The organism is Streptomyces beigongshangae (genome assembly GCF_019710745.1).
In the GTDB taxonomy this organism is placed as follows: Bacteria; Actinomycetota; Actinomycetes; order Streptomycetales; family Streptomycetaceae; genus Streptomyces; species Streptomyces beigongshangae.
In genome coordinates this window covers 38,788-58,712 of sequence record NZ_JAHKJW010000032.1, presented here as the reverse complement: position 1 = coordinate 58,712, position 19,925 = coordinate 38,788, and the positions used below count along the sequence as shown (strand labels likewise).

Sequence of the window (19,925 nt, the reverse complement as noted above, 5' to 3'; positions counted from 1 at the left end):
CCACGGGAGTTCGCCATGTCTGTCTCCACCGCTGCCGCCGACCGGTCCGCCCCCTGTGCCGCCGACCTCCCCGGGCCCCTGCCCGTGCTCGGCCGGGACGTCACCGTCCCGCTCGTGACCGGCGGCGAGGTCACCTACGCCGCGCTCGACTACGCGGCCAGCGCCCCCGCCCTGCAGCGCGTCTGGGACGACGTGGCCGCGTACGCCCCGTACTACGGGAGCGTGCACCGCGGCGCCGGCTACCTGTCCCAGCTCTCCACCGACCTCTTCGAGAACGCCCGCGCGACCGTCGCGGAGTTCCTCGACTGCCGCGGTGGCGACGAGGTCGTCTTCACCCGCTCCACCACCGACTCGCTCAACCTCCTCGCCGCCGCCCTGCCCGCCGGCTGCCAGGTCTTCGTCTTCGAGACCGAGCACCACGCGTCGCTGCTGCCGTGGCGGGACGCCCGCGTCACGTACCTCGACGCCCCGCGCACCCCGGGCGAGGCCGTCGCCACCCTGGAGCGGGCGCTCGCCGCACGCGACCCGTACGGACCGGCCCTCGTGTGCGTCACGGGCGCCTCGAACGTCACCGGCGAGCTGTGGCCCGTACGGGAACTGGCCGCCGCCGCCCACGCGCACGGCGCCCGGATCGTGCTCGACGCCGCCCAGCTCGCGCCCCACCACCCCGTCTCCGTACGGGAACTGGACGTGGACTGGGTCGCGTTCTCCGGGCACAAGCTCTACGCGCCGTTCGGCTCCGGCGTGCTCGCGGGACGCTCCGACTGGCTGCGCGAGGCGGACCCGTACCTCGCCGGCGGGGGCGCCTCGCGGAAGGTGTCGCGGCGCGCGGACGGCGGGGTCGACGTCGAGTGGCACGAGAGCGCGGCCCGGCACGAGGCCGGCTCGCCCAACGTCATCGGCGCCTACTCCATCGCCTCCGCCTGCAAGGCGCTCACCGAGGCCGGGTTCGACACGCTGGTCGCCCGCGAGCAGCACCTCGTCGACACCGTCCGCCGGGGCCTCGCCGAGGTGCCGCAGGTCCGCGTGCTCTCGCTCTTCGGCGACGACGCGCCGCGCGTCGGCGTGATCTCCTTCGTCGTCGAGGGCTGGAACAGCTCGCACTTCGCCGCCGCGCTCTCCGCGGAGTACGGCATCGGTGTCCGCGACGGCCTCTTCTGCGCCCATCCGCTCCTGCGTACGCTCCTGGGCAGCGACCCGCAGGCGCAGGGCGAGTGCGGCGCCCCCGAGGCCGCGCCCGGCGAGAAGTCCCTGAACGCCGTCCGCGTCAGCTTCGGTGCGGGCACCCCCGACGAGCACGTGGAGCGGTTCCTGCGGGCGGTGAAGGAGCTCGTCACGGACGGCGCCCGCTGGAACTACCGCACGGAGGACGGGCGGTGCGTCCCCGACGCCGGCACGGAGAGCGGCGCGGACACCCGCGGGGGAACCGGCCCGGCCGTCTGAGGCCGGGGCCCGGCGGGCAGCCGGGCGCCGAGGAGGACCATCCGCAGCGCCCGCTCCGTCGCGTCCGTGAGCAGTTCGCCGGCGCGCAGGAACGCCTCGGCCGGTGCCATCGGGGCGGGCAGGATCCCGCTGAAGGCGTCCACGCCGGGCACGGTGTGCGCGCCCTCGCCGAGGGTGCCCGCCAGGGCCAGCACCGGGCGCCCGTACAGCTTGGCCCGCCGGGCCACCTCCGCCGGGACCTTGCCCCGCGGGGTCTGGTGGTCCAGGGCGCCCTCGGCGGTCAGGACCAGGTCGGCGCGGGCCAGCCGGGCGTCCAGGTCGAGATGGTCGAGGAGCACCTCGAAGCGGGGGAGGAGGCGGGCGCCGAGCGCGGCGAGACCCGCCCCCAGACCGCCGGAGGCGCCCGTGCCCGGGCCGCCGTACAGGTCGCCGGTGACCGCCAGGTCCCGGGTCAGGACGCGCGCCCAGTTCTCCAGGCCGTCCGCGAGCCGCTCGACCTGCGCGGGCGTCGCCCCCTTCTGCGGGCCGAAGACCCGGGCCACGCCCAGCTCGCCGCAGAGCACGTTGTACGGGTTGCAGGCGACCAGCAGTTCCACGTCCGCGAGCCGGGGGTCGAGGCCCGTCGGGTCGACACGGCTCAGGCGCACCAGCTCGGCGCCGCCGCGCGGGAGTTCGAAGCCGTCCGCGTCGAGCAGCCGGGCGCCGAGGGCCTGCAGCGCGCCGGCGCCCCCGTCCGACGTACCGGAGTCGCCGCAGCCGACCAGGATCCGGCGCACCCCCGTGTCGAGGGCGGCGGAGATCAGCTCGCCGACGCCGTACGTGGTGGTGGCACCCGGGTCGCGCAGCCCGTGCGGGACCAGGGAGAGCCCGGCCACGGCCGCCATCTCCACCACCGCCGTGCCGCCCGTGCCGAGCAGCGCGAAGTGGGTCCCCACGGGCTCGCCCAGCGGGCCGGTGGCGGGCAGGGCGACCAGCCGGCCGCCGGTGGCCGCGGCCAGGGTGCGGGCGGTGCCCTCGCCGCCGTCCACCAGCGGGACGAGGTCGATCTCGGCGTCCGGGACGACACGGAGCACGCCCGCCGCGATGGCGTCGGCCGCGGCCCGGGCGGACAGGGACTCCTTGAAGCCGCTGGGGGCGACGGTGAAACGGGTCAGCATGGGCGGGCTCCTTCAGAGCTTCGGTGGTGCGGGGTTGTGGCGTCGTGGGCGGTGCGGGGGAGGGCCGCGGGGCCTCAGGGCTCCAGGACGGGGACGCCGAGCAGCGGCCACACGGCGAGGGCGAAGAGCAGGACGAGGGCGGCCGTCAGGGGGGCCAGGACCGCGGACACGCGCAGCAGGTCGCGCGGGGTGTACGTCGGCGTGCCCGGCAGGTCGGCGAAGAGCGTGACCGGCTTGGCCGAGGCCGGCAGCGTGTGGCAGAAGCCGGCCGCCGCGGTGGACGCCAGCGCGGCCGCGACCGGGTTGACGCCCGCGCCCACGGCGGCCGCGACGACCAGCGGCACCAGGACGGACGAGCGGGCCGAGCGGGACTGGAGCACGAGGTGGGCCGCCGTGCTCACCACCACGACCACGGTGAGGAAGAGCCACGGGCCGATGTCCGCCGGCAGACCGGACACCAGCCACTTCGCCGCCCCCGAGTCCGCGAGCGCGACCCCCATCGCCATCGTCGCGGCCATGAAGAGGAGCAGCGACCAGGGCACGGTCCGCAGGGCGTCCTTGAGCCGGACCGTCCCGAGGGCGGGCGAGGCCGCGACGACCGCGCCGATCAGGGCGACGACCGCGGGCGGCACCTGGTGCAGCGGCTCGCTGCACCACAGCGCGACCACCGTGGCGAGCAGCAGCGCGCAGCGGGACTCGGCCGGCGACCAGGGGCCGGTGACCGGCTGCTCGCTGTGCCGCTGGATGTCGGCGGCCGTGATCCGTACGGGGGCGCGGCGGTCCACCCGCCGGGTGGTCGTCAGCAGCACGGCCTCGGCCGCCAGGTGGGAGGACGCCACGGCCAGCGGCAGTCCGAGCAGCAGCCACTGCGTGAAGTCGACACGCTCCCCGGTCGTCTCCCACAGCACCGACACCGTGATCAGATGCGCGCCCGCGCCGATCAGGGTCGCCACCGCCGACAGGAGGATCACGGTCGGGAAGAGCAGCGCCAGCATCACGACCAGCCGTCTCCGGTCGGCGAGCACCTTGGCGAGCGCGAGGAACACCGGCAGGGCCAGCGCGGCCCGGCCGGAGGTGGCGGGTACCGCGAACGCCGTGACGACGAGCGCCGCGGTGGTCAGGTGCACCAATTGGCGCACACTGCGCGCCCCGCTCACCAGGAACGCCGCCGCCCGTCCCGCGAGCCCGGTCCGGGTCACGGCGGCGGCGAGCACGAAGGCGCAGATCAGCAGCCACACCGTCGGGTCGCCGAGCGTGCCGAAGAGCGTGTCGCTGCTGATCACGCCGGTCACCGTGAGCGCGAGTCCCGCGCCCAGGGCGATGTACGTGTCGTCGATCGGCGTACCGATCCACGCGCAGGTCGCCAGCGCGAAGACGGCGAGGGTCAGCCGTGCGTCACCGCCGAGTCCGGGGAAGTTCCCGGGCACGGCCAGCAGGGCGCACAGGCTCAGGGCCACACAGAGGGCGGCGGCTCGGCGGAGGTTCAGGCTCACGACACCCACGGTCCAGCCGGGCGGTGAGCCCTGGATGAGCCCCGCATGAAGGAAACTTCACCCCCGCGCCCCTCAGGCCGGGAGCCGGTACCCCATCCCCCGCACGGTCTCCACCCGCTCCGCCCCCAGCTTCTTCCGCAGCGCCCGTACGTACACGTCGACGATGTTGGAGCCGGGGTCGAAGTCGTACCCCCACACGTGCGACAGGATCTGCTCCCGCGACAGCACCTGCCCGGGATGCCGCAGGAACAGCTCCAGCAGCACGAACTCACGGGCCGTGAGGTCGACCGACCGCTCACCCGCCCGCGCCCGCCGCGTCCGCAGGTCGAGGGTGAGGTCGCCGCCGCGCAACACGGTGACCTCGGGTGCCCGCGCCGCCGTGCGCAGCCGCAGCCGCACCCGCGCGAGGAGCTCCTCGAAGCGGAACGGCTTGGTCATCCAGTCGTCGGCGCCGCCCTCCAGGCCGGCCACCGTGTCGCGTACGGAGTCCCGGGCGGTCAGCACGATCACCGGGACGGTGACCCGGGCCTCGCGCAGTTCGCGCAGCACGGTGAAGCCGTCCCGCCCGGGCAGCCCGATGTCGAGGACCACCAGGTCGAAGCCGCCCGTCAGCGCGTACTGGTGGGCCGCGTCGCCGTCGCCCACGACGGTCGTGGTGAAACCGCCCGCGCGCAGCCCCTTCTCCACGAAGGAGGCGATGCGCTCCTCGTCCTCGACGATCAGGATCCGTTTCACGTGTGCCGTCCCGTCATGTGCGTTCCTCTTCCGGACCGGTTCCCGGACCGCCTTCCAGGTCGGCTTCCGGGCCGGCCTCCAGGTCGGTCTCCAGCGCGAGTTCCAGTGTGAACAGGAGGGCGAAGGTGGCCCCGCCGCCCTCGGTCTCCCGCAGCAGGACCCGGCCGCCGCGGTGCCCCTCCGCGATGGCCCGCACGATCGACAGGCCGAGGCCCGCGCCGCTGCCCCGGGTGCCGCGCCGGGCGGTGCCGCGGCGGAAGCGCTCGAAGATGACCTCGGTGTCCTGCGGCTGCACCCCGGGACCCGAGTCGGACACGTACAGCTCGACGCGCGCCCCGGAGACGGACGGACCGGAGACCGACGGACCGCTGCCGGACGGGCCGCTGCCCGACGGACCGGCGCCGGACGGGCCGAGGACGCGCGAGCCGATGCGGATCGTCTGGCCGGGGACGGTGTGCTGCACGGCGTTCTGCGCGAGCTGCACCATCGCCTGGGTGATGCGCTGCGGGTCCAGCCGGGCCCCGCCCTCGGCGACCTCGGCCAGCTCCCACCGGCGGTCGCCGAGCGTACGGGCCTTGACGAAGACGTCGGCGGTGAGCTCCGCGAGCTGGACCGGCTCCGGGGTGACGAAATCGGGCCGCTCGGCCTTGGCGAGGAGCAGCAGGTCCTCCACGATGCGGCTCATCCGGTCGAGCTCGTCGGTGACCAGGCGGACCGTCTCCTCGCGCTCCGCCGGATCGTCGCCCATGAGTTCGAGGTGGCCGCGCACGATGGTGATGGGGGTGCGCAGCTCGTGGCCCGCGTCGTCGACGAACTCCCGCTGGGCGGCGAAGGCGCGCTCCAGCCGGTCCAGCATCGCGTTGAACGTGTCGGCCAGCGCCGCTATGTCGTCGTGGCCGCGGACCGGGATGCGCCGGGTGAGGTCCTGCCCGGTGAGCTGCGCGGCGGCGGTGCGCACCAGCCGTACGGGCTTCAGGATGCGGCCGGCCACCACCCAGCCGATCCCCGTCGTCATCAGCAGCGCCACACCGCAGATGGCGAGCAGGATGCGGAACACCTCGTCGGCGCGGTCCTGCTCGCGCTCCGGATGGAACGCGACGACGAAGGCGGCCTCCGGCTCCCCGCCGGGGCCGACGACGGAGACCTTGGCCCACCGGACGTCCCCGGCGGGGCGGTGCAGCGTACCGGTGGAGGCGGTGGACCCGAAGATCTGGCGCCGGCCCGCCGGATCCCGGTGCAGCGGCAGCTCCACGGGGATCTCGCGGTCCTGGACGATCTTCGCGGGGGCCGACCCCGCGGGACCCGCGAGCAGGCCGAGGAGCTCCTCGTCGGGGTCGGCGTACTGCCGCTCCAGGAAGACGCGCAGCAGCCGTCCGGCGTCGCCGAACGGCTGTCCGGTCGCGGGGTCCACCCCCCGCTCCTCGAAGTGCGCGAACTCACCGGTCTCCTGGGCGAGCAGGCCGTCGATCCGGGAGTCGACGTCCCGCAGGAGGATGGAGCGGGTGGTCGTGGCCACGGCGGAGAAGGCCACGGTCATCACGAGCAGCAGCCAGAGCAGGATGCGGACCCGGGCCGAGACCCGCCGCCGTACCCGGTCGGGGCCGGACACGGGGGCCGGTGCGGGCTCAGCCGTCGTCCTCCGGCCCGTCGTCCCCGGGTCCGTCGTCGTCCCGTGCGTCGTCCCCCGGTCCGTCGTCATCGTCGTCGTCGCTCACCGGGGGTCGTGACACGACCTGGTCACTGGGGGTCGTTGTCGGGGTCGGGGTGGGGGTCGCGGCCGGTTTCGTGGCGGTGGGCGTCACCGGGGGCGACCCGCTGCCCAGCTCCACCTTGGGCGGCACCTTCGGGGACTCCGGACTGTCGGTGAGGGCGTAACTGGTGGCGGCGATCCCCAGGGGGATCACCACGACGGCGGCGAGGGCCGCGATCCGATGGGAGAAGACCATGGCCCGATCCTGCGCCCGCCACCGGGCCCCCGGGATGAGCGCACGATGAAGAACTCTTCATCCGAAGGCGCCCGGGCGGGCAGCGCCCCGAAGGGACGCGGGGAACTGCGCGACAAGCCACGACGCACCCGCACCCGGCAGTGCACCCGGATTCCCCCGGCCCCCGGCGGGCTAGTTGTCGAGACCGATCGCGAAAGCCGCCTCCAGGTCGTGCTGCGAGTACGTACGGAACGCCACGTGCGTGTCCGTGCCCTCCACACCCGGGATCTTGCTGATCCTCCCGGGGATGACGTCGGCCAGGTCGTCGTGGGCCGTCACCCGGACCATGGCGATCAGGTCGTACGTCCCCGTCACGGAGAAGACCTCGCTGACGCTGTCCAGCGCCGCGATCGACTCGGCGATCTCGGGAATCCGGTCCACGCTGGTCTTGATGAGCACGATCGCGGTGATCACGGCTGGTTTTCTCCCTCGGTGGCCGTCGCTGGGGATTTCACTCTAGCCGGACGCCCGTACCGCACCCACGCGTGGAGGAACCCGGCGGAGAAGCCCAGCAGGTGCGCCAGATAGGCGACCCCGGGGCCCTGCGTCGCGCGCGCCGCGGCCAGCCACTGCAGGGACACCCAGAACGGCAGCACCACCCAGGCGGGGAACCGCAGCGGCAGGAAGAAGAGGAACGGGAAGAGACTGGTCACCCGGGCGGTGGGGAAGAGGTAGAGGAACGCTCCCAGGACCGCGGAGATCGCTCCGGACGCGCCGACGAGGGTCTGTGCCGAGTCGGCGTGGGCGCCCGCGTAGCCGAGCAGGGCGACATAGCCGCAGCCCACGTAGAAGAGGGCGAACCGGAAGTGGCCCATCCGTTCCTCGACCATCGCGCCGAAGACGTAGAGGAAGAGCATGTTGCCCAGGAGATGCAGCCAGCTGCCGTGCACGAAGAGCGCGGTGGCCGGGGCGGCGACGGCCCGCGGCGTGCCCCGGAACAGCTCGACGGGCACCACGCCCCACTGTTCGAAGTAGGCCCGCTGCGCGGAGAGGAGCTCGTCACCGATGCCGTACGAAGGGCTGAGCCCCGAGGCCGGGCCGGTCAGGAAGACCAGGCAGCACAGCGCGATCAGTCCGTGGGCCACCGGCGCGGGGTGGCCGCGGAGCGCCCTGCCGAGGGCCGTACTCCAGGTGCCGGTCATGTGCAGAGCATGACGTAACGGGACCTATCCGTGCAGAGCGCCCCGCCGCCGTCGGTGGACGGGCGTCGAGTACCCGCCAGGCCGTAGGGTTACGAGCCACACGTTCCGGGGACGCCGGGGCGGCACCGAGACTCAGGAAAGAGAGCGACTGCCACGATGACGGTTCCCCTCCCGACCGCCCGGACCCGGTGGCGCTGCACGCTCTGCGGCAACCTCACGCGCTTCGACGTGACGCGCTCGTCGAAGGTCGTCGAGTACGTGCATCTGGATCTGGCCGGGGAACCCGAGGTCGAGGAGCGCGAGGTGGTCAGTGAGACCATCGAGTCCGTGCGGTGCCGCTGGTGCAACGCGGTGGATCAGGTGGAACTGGTGGACAGGCCGGGCGCCGGCTCCTGACGGGAGCGGGCCCGCACGACGATGGGGTGAGGGATGGCCGGGACCACGGGCGGGGAGCCGGACGACGGCGACGCCGAGGTGCTCGACCGGCCGCTGCCCGACGGCGTGCGCCGCCGGGTCGTGCAGATCGTCTCGGACGGTTTCGGCGGGCTGACCGTGTCCGAACTGCCCGTCCAGCTGCGGCAGTACGCCCGGTTCACCCCCAGCCGCCGCGCCAAGTTCGCGGGTACGGCGATGGCGGCGGCCATGGAGACCGACCCGCTCTTCCGGCAGCGCATCGCCGAGAAGCTCAGGGAGGCGCAGTCCGAGCTGGCGGACGCTCTCGCCTCGGGCTCGCCGCCCCCGGCCGCGGACCCGCTGGACGTCGCGGCCGCGGCCTATGTGCTGCGGCCCACGGGCTGGGTGAAGCTGGTGACCGCCGCGGGCGAGGAGGCCCTGCGCGCGGACGCCGAGCGCGCCGACGAGGAGAGCCGCGCCGAGCTGGAGCGGCTGCGCGGGGAACTCGCCGCGGCCCGTGACCAGACCCGCGCCGAGACGGAGCGGCTGCGCACCGAGCTGGACGCGGCGCGGAAGGAAGCCGAATCGCTTCACCGCAAGCTGCGCGGCGCCCTCAGCGACGTCAAGCGCGGCGAGGCGGCCCTGCGCAAGCTGCGGGCCGAGCTGGAGGGCGTGCGCGGCGAGGGACAGGCCCAGGTGTCGGCCGCGGAGAGCGAGAGCCGGCGGCTCAAGCAGCGGCTCGGCGAGGTCGAGGCGTCCCTGGAGGCGACCCGCCGCGCGGTCCGGGAGGGGCGCAGCGTCGAGGACATGCGCGTACGGCTGCTCCTGGACACCGTGCTCGACGCGGCCCAGGGACTGCGGCGCGAACTCGCCCTGCCGCCGGTGTCGGTACGGCCCGCGGAGACCGTCGACGCGGTCGAACCGGGACGTATGACGCCGAAGGACATCGCGGCCCGGGCGCTGTCCGAGCACGACCCCGCCATCCTCGACCAGTTGCTCGCGCTGCCGCAGGCGCACCTGGTCGTCGACGGCTACAACGTCACCAAGACCGGTTATCCGCAGATGCCGCTGGAGAAGCAGCGGCTGCGGCTCCTGGGCCAGCTCTCCCAGCTCGCCGCGCAGACGGGCGCCGAGGTCACCTGTGTCTTCGACGGGGCCGAACTGGCCGCCCCGGTGCTGCTCGCACCGCCGCGCGGGGTGCGGGTGCTGTTCTCCAAGCCCGGCGTCACCGCGGACGAGCTGATCCGCCAGCTGGTGCGCGCGGAACCGCCGGGCCGGCCCGTCATCGTCGCCTCCACCGACCGCGAGGTGGCCGACGGCGTGGCCGCCGCGGGCGCCCGGCCGGTGGCCTCCGCGGTCCTGCTCAAGCGTTTCTCGCGGGGTTGAGACCCGCCCGTTCCGGGAACTCCGGCCCCTGTCGGGCTGAAGCCGCCCTTCCGCCCCGTAAGTCACATACATGCCGTACGCCCCATCCGTGACGCATGACCGGTGTGCCCGGGTAAGTGGAATCTTCACGTGACGTAACGTCAACCAAGTGTCACCGCACGTCAATCGAGCGCAAATAATGCCGCTGGTGAGCGAGATTTTTCCGAGGAGGATTTGAACTGATCACAGGGTCATCACTAGGGTCAGGCGTCGAACCTCCGCTCGGGTGATCACTTATCGGGAGTGACGGTGGAGGGACACCGCCAACCGGCGTCTTCGGTGGGCGGCTGAGGTAATGAAGGAGCTCGCCTCCGTGGCGTCCCACCGTCGACCGAAGCAGCCGAGCCGCACCCGCGTGACCGTGCTCACCACCGCTGCCGCGGCAGCCGTCGCCCTCAGCTCTCAGGCGGCCAACGCCGCCCCCGGCGAGAAGCCCAGCAAGGACGAGGTCAAGGCCAAGGTCGACGCGCTCTACGAGCAGTCGGCGCTCGCCACGGACAGGGCCAACGGGGCCGAGGAGAAGCAGGAGAAGCTGGAGAAGGAGATCGACACCCTCCAGGACCAGGTCGCCCGCGGCCAGGACGATCTCAACTCCATGCGCGAGGGCCTCGGCCTGATGGCCAGCTCCCAGTACCGGACGGGTGCCATCGACCCCTCCGTGCAGCTCTTCCTCTCCTCCGACCCGGACGACTACCTCGACAAGGCGTCCACCATCGACCAGCTCAGCGCGCAGCAGGTCGAGGCGCTCAAGAAGGTCCAGGACAAGCAGCGCGTCCTCGCCCAGCAGCGCCAGGAGGCGGCCGGCAAGCTCAAGGAGCTCTCCGAGACCCGCGAGACGCTGAGCAAGAAGAAGAAGGAAGTCCAGAGCAAGCTCGCCGAGGCGCAGAAGCTTCTCAACAGCCTGACGGCCGCGGAGAAGGCGGCCATCACCACCGCCGAGGAGCGCGCCAGCCGCTCCGCCGACGAGCGCGTCGAACTCACCAAGGAGGCCCCGGCCTCCGACCGCGGCGCCGCCGCCCTGGCCGCCGCGCGGACCCAGATGGGCAAGCCGTACGTCTCCGGCGGCAGCGGCCCCAACTCCTACGACTGCTCCGGTCTGACGCAGTGGGCGTACAGCCAGGCCGGTGTGTCGATCACCCGGACCACGTACACGCAGCACAACGACGGCGTGAAGATCGGCCGTGGTGAACTCAAGCCCGGTGACCTGGTCTTCTTCAACAGCCTGGCGCACGTCGGCCTGTACGCCGGCAACGGCGTGGTGCTGCACGCCCCGAAGCCGGGCACCGTCGTCCGCCTGGAGTCCATGAGCACCATCGGCTCCTTCCAGTTCGGCGTCCGCGTCTGACCCGGTGTCCGCGTCCGGCCCGGCCTTCGGGCGGGGCCCTTCGCGTTCCCCCTGAAGGCTGATCACCAAGCCGCCCGAACGGGCGAATTCCCGTGGCGCCCGCCGACCCCACGCCCCGCCGGTGACCTGCGTCCCGGGCGGGGCGTCACGCTGTGTGTCCGCCGACGTCTTTGGCCCGCGCGTGGTCGCACGGCTACTGTCTGGCGCGTTTCCCCACTCCGGGGGACCGACAGACCGTCAGCGGAAGGGAGTGCGGCTTCCTGTGGGGTCCCATCGCCGCCTTGTACCGTCCGGTTTCGACCGGGGCGCCCGAGGCGCCGCACTCTGCGTACTGGCCGCCGCGGCCGCGGCCCTCGGCGTCCTGCCGGCCGGCGCCGCACCGCAGGACGACAGACGCGCCGAGGTGAACCGGCTGTACGCGGAGGCCGAGCACGCCACCGAGTCGTACAACAGGGCCGACGAGCGCGCCGACCTCCTGCACGACGAGGTGGACGGGGTACGGGACCGCATCGCCCGCCAGCAGGACCGCATCAACGCCATGCGGGACGCGCTCGGTTCGCTGGCCGTGGCCCAGTACCGCTCCGGAGGCCTCGACCCGTCGCTGGCGCTGATGTTCTCGGACGACCCCGACGAGTACCTCGACAAGGCGGCCGCGATCGACCGCATCAGCGCCCGCCAGGCCGGGGAGCTCGCAGAGCTGCAGACCGCCCTGCGCGTCCTGGCCCAGGACCGGGTGGAGGCCACCCGCAAACTCTCCGAACTGGACCGCAGCCGTCAGGCCGTCGCCCGGCACAAGCGCACCGTCGAGCGGAAGCTGGCCAGGGCACGGCAGCTGCTCAACGCGATGCCCGACGAGGACCGCGCCGCCCACGACCGGGCCTCCCGCTCCCCCCGGACGCCCGACCTCACCGGCGCCGTCCCGTCCTCCGGGCGGGCGGCCGCCGCCGTCGCCGCGGCCCGCTCGGCCGTCGGCCGCCCGTACGTCTGGGGCGCCAGCGGACCCGCCACCTTCGACTGTTCCGGCCTCACCCAGTGGTCGTACGCGCAGGCCGGCGTCGGTCTGCCGCGCACCTCGCAGGCCCAGGCGCACGCCGGGCGGCGGGTGCCGCTCGCACAGGCGCAGCCCGGGGACCTCGTCACCTACCGGGACGACGCCAGCCACGTCGGGATGTACGTGGGCAACGGCCAGGTGATCCACGCCCCCTACCCGGGCGCCCCCGTGCGCTACGACCCGGTGGGCATGATGCCCGTCTCGGCCGTGACGCGCCCCTGACCCACCGGGCCCGACGCCGTACGATCGGGATCGTGGCCGGTCGTGGGCGTGCGCCGAGATGTGCCGTGGGGCTGTTGCTGGCCGGTCTGGTCGGCTGCGGCGGTGCCCCGGCGCCCGACGGCGCGTCCGCCGACGTCCAGCGCGTGCTCGACCGCCGGGCGGCGGCGGTGCGCGACGGCAGCGAGCGGGCCTTCGTGGCGACGGCGGCACCGGCCTCCGCCGCCCCCGGTGAACGGGCCGAGGCGCGCACCGGGTTCAGGAACCTGCGGGCGGTCCCGCTGGCCGGCTGGTCGTACCGCGTGACCGGTCTCAGCCGCTCCGGCGACCGCGCCACGGCCGACGCGGACCTGCGCTACCGCATAGCCGGCCACGACCGGGCGCCCGTCGTCACCGCCCGCACGCTGAGCCTCCTGCGCGCCGGCGGACGCTGGTACGTGACCGCCGACCGGCCCGCCGCCGGCGCCGGCCGGCAGCTGTGGGAGCAGGGGACCGTGACGGTCGTGCGCGGCGGGAGCAGCCTCGTCCTGGGGGTCGGCCAGTCCCGTGCCGCGCTGCGCGGTTACGCGGGACTGGCCGACCGGGCGGTGCCCGCGGTGCGGGAGGCGTGGGGCGGGGACTGGCCGGGCCGGGTCGTCGTCCTCGTACCGGAGTCGCTGGAGGCGATGGCGCAGCTGCTGGGGGCGCCCGCCGCCGGGTACCGGGGGATCGCAGCGGTCACCACGGGCGAGGTGACCGAGGCGAAGGGGGGGTCCCCCCGGCCGGAGGCCGGGGGAGGCTCCGGGAGGGTGCCCGCCGACCGGATCATCGTCAACCCCGACGCGTACGGGGTGCTGGGCTCCTTCGGCCGGCAGGTCGTGCTCACGCACGAGACGGCCCATGTCGCCACCCGCACCGCGACCTCGGCGGCGACCCCGCTGTGGCTGTCGGAAGGGTACGCGGACTGGGTCGGCTACCGGGGCACCGGCCGCTCGGCGGCGCAGGCCGCGCCCGAGCTGCGGCGCGCGGTGGCCGGCGGGAACGTGCCGGCCGGGCTGCCCGCGGACGGGGACTTCGGGTTCGACGGGGACGCGGGGAAGCTGGCGCGGGCCTACGAGAGCGGCTGGCTGGCCTGCCGGATGATCGCCGAGCGGTGGGGCGAGGTGCGGCTCGGCGAGTTCTACCGGGCCGTGGGGGAGCACGGGAAGCGGGCGGGGGCGGTGGAGACCGGGATGCGGGAGGTCCTGGACACGTCACCGGAGGAGTTCACGGTCCGCTGGCGGGCCTACCTGCGGGACCGGCTGGGGTGACCCGGCCGGGGCGGCTCCGGCCGCCCCTCAGCCGGTCAAGGGACTCCTCGTCCCGCCCCTCAGCCGGTCAGGGACCCCTCGTCGGCGCGGGCCGCCCGGCTCGGCACGGGGGCCGGCCCCGGGTACGGCACGGTGTCGCGCCACAGCAGCACGCCCGCGGTGACGGTCGCGGCGACCAGCAGGCCGTTGCGGATCACCAGCAGGGTGATGCCGAAGGGGGTGCTGCCGACGACGTCCGCGAAGTACACGGGGAACTCCAGCACGGTGACGAAGCACGCCACCAGCACCATCCCCGCCGGCAGGCCCATCCGGCTGCCGCGGAAGAGCAGGCAGACGGCGGCCAGACCGACCAGCCACACCAGGTACTGGGGGCTGATGACCCGGCTCGTCGTGGTGAACAGGAGGACGGCCACGAACGAGGCGTCCGCCGCCGTGTGCACCAGGAACCGGGTCGCGCACAGCCGCCACAGCAGCAGCCAGCCGAACGCCAGCCCGGTGAGCATCAGCGCCACCGTGCTCACCACGTCGACGTACGGGCCGAGGAACTCCACCGAGCCGTAGTTGAGCAGGACCCGGCCCTCCCAGCCGTGGTGCCGGGCGATGTGGAAGACCAGCGAGCCCAGGGACTCGACCTCGGTCCCGCGGTCGCGCTGGAAGGTCAGGAACGCGAACGCGCCCGGCATCAGCGCGGCGAACAGCAGCGCGACGCCCGCGGCCGTCGCCACCGCCGCGCCCCAGGCCCGGCGCCCCGTCGTGCCCACGAGCAGCAGCAGCGGCCACACCTTCAGCAGGGCGCCGAACGCGGCCAGCGCGCCCATGGCCCTCGGGTGCCGGACGCCCGCGAGGAGGGCGGCCACGGCGACGGCGGTCACCATCACGTCGTACCGCGCGTACACCGTCGGGCCGAGCAGGGGCACCCCCACCACCCACACCCAGGCGCCGCGCCGCGACCTCTCCGGGCGCCGGCCCGCGTACAGGAGCAGCGCGAGCGCGCACAGGTCGGCGGCGAGGGCCAGGGCGAAGAACGCCTCCGTGTAGGCGAGGAACGGCAGCAGCGCGGGGGAGAGGATCGCGAGCGCGGCGGCCGGCGGGTACTGCCAGGTCACGTCGTCCAGCGGGAAGGTGCCGGTGCGCAGGACCTCGTACCAGTTCCGGTAGGTCACCGCGACGTCGCTCGTGACGTCCGGGCCGGGGAAGACGAACACCTTGAGGACGAAGAGCAGCAGCGCCAGCCTCGTCAGGCCCCAGACGGCCAGCAGTACGTACGGGAACCGCGGCCCCCTGGCTCCCGCCATGCCCACCTGCCCTCTTCCCGTGCGGATCCCCGGTACGGTCCCGCCGGGCGGGTGTTCGGTACTGTCGACGGCGATGCGCAAGACGATGCACAAGACCTTGATCGTGACCAACGACTTCCCGCCGAGACCGGGCGGCATCCAGGCGTTCCTGCACAATATGGCGTTGCGGCTGGACCCCGAACGGCTCGTCGTCTACGCCTCCACGTGGAAGCGGGGCCGGGAGGGAGCCGAGGCCACAGCCGCCTTCGACGCCGAACAGCCCTTCGTCATCGTACGCGACCGAACAACCATGCTGCTGCCCACTCCGCGGGTCTCGCGGCGGGCCGCTGGGCTGCTGCGGGAGCACGGCTGCACCTCGGTGTGGTTCGGCGCGGCGGCCCCGCTCGGGCTGCTCGCGCCCGCGCTGCGCAGGGCGGGCGCGGAGCGGCTCGTGGCCACGACGCACGGGCACGAGGCGGGGTGGGCGCAGCTGCCCGCCGCGCGGCAGCTGCTGCGCAGGATCGGCGGGTCGACGGACACGATCACCTACCTCGGGGAGTACACGCGCTCGCGGATCGCCGCCGCGCTGACCCCCGAGGCGGCCGGGCGGATGGTGCAGCTGCCCCCGGGCGTCGACGAGAAGACCTTCCACCCCGGCTCCGGCGGGGACGCCGTACGGGCCCGCCTCGGCCTCACCGACCGGCCGGTCGTGGTCTGCGTCTCGCGTCTCGTCCCGCGCAAGGGGCAGGACACCCTCATCCGCGCGATGCCGGCGGTCCTGGCGGCCGAGCCGGAGGCCGTGCTGCTGATCGTGGGGGGCGGGCCGTACGGGAAGGACCTGCGGCGGCTCGCGCACGAGACCGGGGTGGCCGGCTCGGTGCGCTTCACCGGGGCGGTGCCGTGGTCCGAACTCCCGGCCCACTACGGCGCGGGGGACGTCTTCGCCATGCCGTGCCGGACGCGCCGCGGCGGGCTGGACGTCGAAGGGCTCGGCATCGTCTACCTGGAGGCGTCCGCGACCGGCCTCCCCGTCGTCGCGGGCGACTCCGGGGGCGCGCCGGACGCCGTCCTCGACGGGGAGACGGGCTGGGTCGTGCGGGGCGGCTCCCCGGCCGACACGGCCGACCGGCTCGTCACGCTGCTGGGCGACGCGGGGCTGCGCCGCAGGATGGGGGAGCGGGGGCGGGAGTGGGTGGAGGAGAGGTGGCGCTGGGACCTCCTGGCGGAGCGGCTGCGGGAGCTGCTCTGACGCCCGTGGGGGTGCGGCCGCGGTGGCGCTCCGGCGGCTGCCGGCCGGTGGGGGCTTGTCGCGCAGTTCCCCGCGCCCCCGGGTACCCGGGGGCGCGGGGAACTGCGCGAGCGGCCACGACGGCGGGAGAGCCGAAGGTCGTTCAGAAGGGCGGGCTCAGCCCTGGTAGATCGCCTCGATCTCGGCGGCGTAGTCCTTCGCCACCACGTTCCGCTTCAGCTTCAGCGACGGCGTCAGGTGACCCGAGTCCTCCGTGAACTGGTGCGACAGCACCCGGAACCTGCGGACCGACTCCGCCTTCGACACCGCCGCGTTGCCGTCGTCCACCGCGCTCTGCACCGCCGCGAGCAGATCCGGGTCCCCCGCGAGCGACGCCGCGGTGGAACCGGCGGGCTTCCCGTGCTCCTCCGCCCAGCGGCCCAGGAACTCCTCGTCGATCGTGACCAGCGCGCCCACGAACGGCCGCCCGTCGCCGACCACCATGCACTCCGCGATCAGCGCGTGCGCGCGGATGCGGTCCTCGATCACCGCGGGCGCCACGTTCTTGCCGCCCGCGGTGACGATGAGCTCCTTCTTGCGGCCGGTGATCCGGAGGTAGCCGTCCTCGTCGAGGGTGCCGATGTCGCCGGTGTGGAACCACCCGTCGGCCAGCGCCTCCTCGGTCGCGGCCTCGTTGTTCCAGTACTCCTTGAACAGGTGCTCCCCGTGCAGCAGCACCTCTCCGTCGTCGGCGATGCGGACCACCGAGCCCGGCAGCGGCTGCCCGACCGTGCCGATCTTCTGCCGGTCCCACGGGTTGAAGGCGGTGGCCGCGCAGGACTCGGTCAGGCCGTAGCCCTCCAGGACCGTGAAGCCGATGCCGCGGAAGAAGTGGCCCAGACGCTCGCCCAGCGGGGCGCCGCCCGAGATCGCGTACTCGCCCCTGCCGCCGAGCACCGCCCGCAGCTTGCCGTAGACCAGCTTGTCGAACACCCGGTGCCTGATCCGCAGGCCGATCGACGGACCCGCCGGGGTGTCCAGCGCGCGGCTGTACGCGATCGCCGTGTCGGCCGCCCGGTCGAAGATCCTGCCCTTGCCGTCCTCCTGCGCCTTGGCCCGCGCCGAGTTGTAGACCTTCTCGAAGACGCGCGGCACACCGAGGATCAGCGTCGGCCGGAACGAGGCCAGCTCCTCGGTCAGGTTCCTGACGTCCGGTACGGTGCCCAGCTTGATCGGCGCCATCATCGGCGCGACCTGCACGAGCCGCCCGAAGACGTGGGCGAGCGGGAGGAAGAGGAGCACCGAGCACTCACCGGTGCGGAACAGCGGCCGCAGCCGCTCCACGATGTTGCCGCACTCGGCGAAGAAGCTGCGGTGGGTCAGCACACAGCCCTTGGGGCGTCCGGTCGTGCCGCTCGTGTAGACGATCGTCGCCGGGTCGTCGGCCCTGGCGAGCGAACCGCGCTCCTCGACCGCGGCGTCCGTGACGTCCTTGCCGGCCCGGCCGAGCTCCTCGACGCCGCCGCCCTCGATCTGCCAGACGTGCTTCAGGTGCGGCAGCCGGTCGCGCACCGACTCCACGGCGGCCGCGTGGGCGTCCAGCTCCACCACGACCGCGGTCGCCCCCGAGTCGCCGAGGATCCACTGCACCTGCTCGGCGGAGCTGGTCTCGTACACCGGTACGGTGACCGCGCCCGCGCTCCAGATCGCGAAGTCGAGCAGCGTCCACTCGTACCGTGTGCGCGACATCAGCCCCACCCGGTCGCCGGGCCGTACGCCCGAGGCGATCAGGCCCTTGGCGGCGGTCTGCACCTCGGCGAGGAAGTCGGTGGCCGTGACGTCCGTCCAGGTACCGCCGACCTTGCGGGCGATGACCGCGACGTCGGGGTGCTGCGCGGCGTTTCTGCGGACGATGTCGGTCAGATTGCCGTCCGCGGGGACCTCGTACAAAGCCGGAAGGCTGAACTCGCGCAAGACTGCTGCTCCTCATAGGGCGCCGACGCCACGACTTCGTGTGATGCGACGGAGCGGTCCAAGGCTCGGGCAGGTGCTCGGGAGACCGTTGCTGAAACCCTGAGCACGACTGGACTGCCCGGACGTTACCCGCCGGTAGTGCCTCTGGACAGGGGCAACCGGCGAGATGTTCCCCGCGTCACATGTGCGGACGTTCCTCCGCGCAGGGTAGTCCAAGCCTTCGCGGACCGGGTAGTAACCGCAGGTCCGCCCACGTCTACACACGTTTGCTCCACAGGCTTACCCTTGATCGTCATGGCGGGTACACGAGATGACGGCGAGAGCGGCGCGCGGGAGACCCCGCGCACCAGGGTCCACGTGGTGAGCGACGTGCACGGCAACGTCCGTGACCTGGCCGGGGCCGGTGACGGCGCGGACGCCCTGGTCTGCCTGGGCGACCTCGTCCTCTTCATCGACTACGCCGACCACTCCCGCGGCATCTTCCCGGACCTCTTCGGCACCGGGAACACGGACCGCATCGTCGAGCTGCGCACCGCCCGCCGCTTCGAGGAGGCGCGGGCCTTCGGCGCACGGCTGTGGGCCGGCGTCGACCGCGGCCCCGCCATCGAGAAGGCCGTACGCAAGCAGTACGCCGAACTGTTCGCGGCGTTCCCCGTCCCGACGTACGCCACCTACGGCAACGTCGACATACCGTCCCTCTGGCCGGAGTACGCCGGACCCGGCACCACCGTGCTCGACGGGGAGCGCGTCGAGATCGGCGGCCGGGTCTTCGGCTTCGTCGGGGGCGGGCTGCGCACCCCCATGCGGACGCCGTACGAGATCAGCGACGAGGAGTACGCGGCGAAGGTCGAGGCCGTCGGAGAGGTCGACGTCCTGTGCACGCACATCCCCCCGGAGGTGCCCGAACTCGTCTACGACACGGTGGCACGGCGCTTCGAGCGGGGGAGCCGGGCGCTGCTGGACGCGATCCGGCGCACCCGGCCGCGCTACTCGCTCTTCGGGCACGTCCACCAGCCGCTCGCCCCGCGGATGCGCATCGGCGCCACGGAGTGCGTGAACGTGGGTCACTTCGCCGGTACGGGGAAGCCGTGGGTACTGGAGTGGTGAGGACCGCCGGGGGCGCGGACGCGCGCGGGGCCGGGAACGGGGGCCCCTCCGCAGCGCGGTAGCCTTCACGCTGCACACACAGGCGGAAAGCGTTCGTACCGCGCGGAACCCCCTGATAGGACCACCCTGTCCGGACCGCATCTGGAGGAGCCACGGCGATGGCGGAACACACCAGCTCGAGCATCACGATCGAGGCGGCGCCGGCCGATGTCATGGCGGTCATCGCCGACTTCGCCCGCTACCCCGACTGGACGGGCGAGGTGAAGGAGGCGGAGGTGCTCGCGACGGACGGGAAGGGCCGCGCCGAGCAGGTGCGCCTCGTCATGGACGCCGGAGCCATCAAGGACGACCAGACCCTGGGCTACACCTGGACCGGCGACCACGAGGTCTCCTGGACCCTGGTGAAGTCCCAGATGCTCCGCTCCCTGGACGGCTCGTACACCCTCAGGCCCGCGGGCCTGAACGCGACCGAGGTCACCTACCGGCTCACCGTCGACGTCAAGATCCCGATGCTCGGCATGATCAAGCGCAAGGCGGAGAAGGTCATCATCGACCGCGCGCTGGCCGGCCTGAAGAAGCGTGTGGAGTCCGGCGACCAGTAGGGGAGTCCGGCGACCAGCAGACGGGCGGCCGGGAGTCGGGCAGCCGGCAGCGGGGCAGTCGGG

Annotated in this window: 18 protein-coding genes; 9 read left to right on the top strand and 9 right to left on the bottom strand. The window is 73.6% G+C overall.

Annotated features, from left to right (window positions below; translation table 11 throughout):
* Window positions 1-15: 15 nt before the first annotated feature.
* Window positions 16-1,443 (top strand): aminotransferase class V-fold PLP-dependent enzyme, encoded by a 1,428-nt coding sequence (locus tag KM933_RS24090; RefSeq protein ID WP_221355557.1) that lies wholly within the window; start codon window positions 16-18, stop codon window positions 1,441-1,443.
* Here the strand turns inward: KM933_RS24090 and KM933_RS24085 are convergent.
* The 7 genes from KM933_RS24085 to KM933_RS24055 form a co-directional block, all read right to left on the bottom strand.
* Window positions 1,356-2,600 carry a glycerate kinase family protein gene (locus KM933_RS24085; RefSeq protein ID WP_221355556.1) on the bottom strand — a complete coding sequence of 415 codons (1,245 nt, stop codon included), beginning with the start codon at window positions 2,598-2,600 and terminating at the stop codon, window positions 1,356-1,358. The genes KM933_RS24090 and KM933_RS24085 overlap by 88 nt on opposite strands.
* A 74-nt stretch (window positions 2,601-2,674) precedes the next feature.
* Complete coding sequence (locus KM933_RS24080; RefSeq protein WP_221355554.1) at window positions 2,675-4,093, bottom strand: SLC13 family permease; 1,419 nt, start codon at window positions 4,091-4,093, stop codon at window positions 2,675-2,677.
* Between the two features lie 72 nt (window positions 4,094-4,165).
* Complete coding sequence (locus tag KM933_RS24075) at window positions 4,166-4,828, bottom strand: response regulator transcription factor (RefSeq protein WP_221355552.1); 663 nt, start codon at window positions 4,826-4,828, stop codon at window positions 4,166-4,168.
* A 13-nt stretch (window positions 4,829-4,841) separates the two neighbouring features.
* Entirely contained in the window at window positions 4,842-6,365 is a 1,524-nt protein-coding gene (locus KM933_RS24070; protein WP_260334088.1) for a sensor histidine kinase, read from the bottom strand.
* 88 nt (window positions 6,366-6,453) lie between these two features.
* Window positions 6,454-6,774, bottom strand: a complete 321-nt coding sequence (locus KM933_RS24065; RefSeq protein ID WP_221355549.1) for a small secreted hydrophilic protein — start codon at window positions 6,772-6,774, stop codon at window positions 6,454-6,456.
* A gap of 171 nt (window positions 6,775-6,945) precedes the next feature.
* Complete coding sequence (locus tag KM933_RS24060; RefSeq protein WP_221355547.1) at window positions 6,946-7,227, bottom strand: Lrp/AsnC family transcriptional regulator; 282 nt, start codon at window positions 7,225-7,227, stop codon at window positions 6,946-6,948.
* Window positions 7,224-7,955, bottom strand: coding sequence for a rhomboid family intramembrane serine protease (locus KM933_RS24055; RefSeq protein WP_221355545.1), 732 nt, complete (start codon window positions 7,953-7,955; stop codon window positions 7,224-7,226). Before KM933_RS24055 ends, KM933_RS24060 begins: the two co-directional genes overlap by 4 nt.
* A gap of 156 nt (window positions 7,956-8,111) precedes the next feature.
* Between KM933_RS24055 and KM933_RS24050 the strand changes: the two genes are divergently transcribed.
* The 5 genes from KM933_RS24050 to KM933_RS24030 all read left to right on the top strand — a co-directional run bounded on the left by KM933_RS24050 (window position 8,112) and on the right by KM933_RS24030 (window position 13,677).
* Window positions 8,112-8,351, top strand: coding sequence for a hypothetical protein (locus KM933_RS24050; RefSeq protein ID WP_221355543.1), 240 nt, complete (start codon window positions 8,112-8,114; stop codon window positions 8,349-8,351).
* 33 nt (window positions 8,352-8,384) lie between these two features.
* Window positions 8,385-9,734, top strand: a complete 1,350-nt coding sequence (locus tag KM933_RS24045) for an NYN domain-containing protein (RefSeq protein ID WP_221355541.1) — start codon at window positions 8,385-8,387, stop codon at window positions 9,732-9,734.
* A 352-nt stretch (window positions 9,735-10,086) separates the two neighbouring features.
* A complete protein-coding gene (locus KM933_RS24040; protein ID WP_308013528.1) occupies window positions 10,087-11,118 on the top strand; it encodes a C40 family peptidase in 1,032 nt (343 codons plus the stop codon).
* A gap of 262 nt (window positions 11,119-11,380) precedes the next feature.
* Window positions 11,381-12,391 (top strand): C40 family peptidase, encoded by a 1,011-nt coding sequence (locus tag KM933_RS24035; protein ID WP_308013527.1) that lies wholly within the window; start codon window positions 11,381-11,383, stop codon window positions 12,389-12,391.
* Between the two features lie 65 nt (window positions 12,392-12,456).
* Complete coding sequence (locus KM933_RS24030) at window positions 12,457-13,677, top strand: hypothetical protein (protein WP_308013526.1); 1,221 nt, start codon at window positions 12,457-12,459, stop codon at window positions 13,675-13,677.
* A gap of 59 nt (window positions 13,678-13,736) precedes the next feature.
* Here the strand turns inward: KM933_RS24030 and KM933_RS24025 are convergent, their stop codons facing one another.
* Complete coding sequence (locus tag KM933_RS24025) at window positions 13,737-14,972, bottom strand: glycosyltransferase 87 family protein (protein WP_221355538.1); 1,236 nt, start codon at window positions 14,970-14,972, stop codon at window positions 13,737-13,739.
* An 85-nt stretch (window positions 14,973-15,057) separates the two neighbouring features.
* Between KM933_RS24025 and KM933_RS24020 the strand changes: the two genes are divergently transcribed.
* A complete protein-coding gene (locus tag KM933_RS24020; RefSeq protein WP_221355619.1) occupies window positions 15,058-16,200 on the top strand; it encodes a glycosyltransferase family 4 protein in 1,143 nt (380 codons plus the stop codon).
* A 156-nt stretch (window positions 16,201-16,356) separates the two neighbouring features.
* Here KM933_RS24020 and KM933_RS24015 read toward each other — a convergent pair whose 3' ends face one another.
* Entirely contained in the window at window positions 16,357-18,153 is a 1,797-nt protein-coding gene (locus tag KM933_RS24015; protein ID WP_221355536.1) for an AMP-dependent synthetase/ligase, read from the bottom strand.
* Between the two features lie 294 nt (window positions 18,154-18,447).
* On the opposite strand from KM933_RS24015, the gene KM933_RS24010 reads away from it, so the two are divergent.
* Both KM933_RS24010 and KM933_RS24005 read left to right on the top strand, forming a co-directional pair.
* Window positions 18,448-19,260 carry a metallophosphoesterase family protein gene (locus tag KM933_RS24010; RefSeq protein ID WP_221355534.1) on the top strand — a complete coding sequence of 271 codons (813 nt, stop codon included), beginning with the start codon at window positions 18,448-18,450 and terminating at the stop codon, window positions 19,258-19,260.
* 158 nt (window positions 19,261-19,418) lie between these two features.
* Window positions 19,419-19,862 carry an SRPBCC family protein gene (locus KM933_RS24005; protein ID WP_221355532.1) on the top strand — a complete coding sequence of 148 codons (444 nt, stop codon included), beginning with the start codon at window positions 19,419-19,421 and terminating at the stop codon, window positions 19,860-19,862.
* The last annotated feature ends 63 nt before the right edge of the window (window positions 19,863-19,925 follow it).

What these genes read in the sequence shown, in the direction of transcription:
- KM933_RS24005 (WP_221355532.1), top strand. Translation starts at nt 19,419, where the DNA reads ATGGCGGAACACACCAGCTCGAGCATCACGATCGAGGCGGCGCCGGCC.
- KM933_RS24045 (WP_221355541.1), top strand. Translation starts at nt 8,385, where the DNA reads ATGGCCGGGACCACGGGCGGGGAGCCGGACGACGGCGACGCCGAGGTG.
- KM933_RS24055 (WP_221355545.1), bottom strand. Translation starts at nt 7,955, where the DNA reads ATGACCGGCACCTGGAGTACGGCCCTCGGCAGGGCGCTCCGCGGCCAC.
- KM933_RS24025 (WP_221355538.1), bottom strand. Translation starts at nt 14,972, where the DNA reads ATGGCGGGAGCCAGGGGGCCGCGGTTCCCGTACGTACTGCTGGCCGTC.
- KM933_RS24065 (WP_221355549.1), bottom strand. Translation starts at nt 6,774, where the DNA reads ATGGTCTTCTCCCATCGGATCGCGGCCCTCGCCGCCGTCGTGGTGATC.
- KM933_RS24020 (WP_221355619.1), top strand. Translation starts at nt 15,058, where the DNA reads ATGCACAAGACCTTGATCGTGACCAACGACTTCCCGCCGAGACCGGGC.
- KM933_RS24070 (WP_260334088.1), bottom strand. Translation starts at nt 6,365, where the DNA reads ATGACCGTGGCCTTCTCCGCCGTGGCCACGACCACCCGCTCCATCCTC.
- KM933_RS24085 (WP_221355556.1), bottom strand. Translation starts at nt 2,600, where the DNA reads ATGCTGACCCGTTTCACCGTCGCCCCCAGCGGCTTCAAGGAGTCCCTG.
- KM933_RS24090 (WP_221355557.1), top strand. Translation starts at nt 16, where the DNA reads ATGTCTGTCTCCACCGCTGCCGCCGACCGGTCCGCCCCCTGTGCCGCC.
- KM933_RS24010 (WP_221355534.1), top strand. Translation starts at nt 18,448, where the DNA reads ATGGCGGGTACACGAGATGACGGCGAGAGCGGCGCGCGGGAGACCCCG.
- KM933_RS24050 (WP_221355543.1), top strand. Translation starts at nt 8,112, where the DNA reads ATGACGGTTCCCCTCCCGACCGCCCGGACCCGGTGGCGCTGCACGCTC.